Here is a 277-nt window from a genome sequence, read left to right as displayed (position 1 = left end):
CCGGTGCGGTCACGTCCGGCTGCGCAGTGGAACGCCGCAGTTCCCGGGGTGTAGGCGATCACGTTCAGCGCGGTGACGAGCTGGGGCGCAGCCACCTCGACCATGCGCAGGTACATCTGCCCCATGGCGTCGTGGCTGAGCTCGGGAGCGTCGCGGTTCATCGACTCCCCGACATCAGCGATCAGCGGCAGGTGGTGGTACGCGACGGGGTAGTCGGCGAGCGGTCCGCGGCCGGTGACCGAGACCTCCAGCGGCGAGCGCAGATCGATGATCGCCG

1 protein-coding gene is annotated in these 277 nt (G+C 69.7%); it reads right to left on the bottom strand.

Going from position 1 to position 277, the window contains the following annotated elements; translation table 11 throughout:
- Positions 1-277 (bottom strand): tyrosine-protein phosphatase (locus tag R0J87_RS19925; protein WP_498888417.1); only part of this gene is annotated, 277 nt, incomplete at both ends.

Origin of the sequence: Halomonas sp. SIMBA_159 (assembly GCF_046536035.1) — a bacterium.
Lineage (GTDB): Bacteria > Pseudomonadota > Gammaproteobacteria > Pseudomonadales > Halomonadaceae > Vreelandella > Vreelandella venusta_A.
Note: the sequence above shows the minus strand (reverse complement) of the source record. Positions and strands in the feature narration are given on the sequence as shown.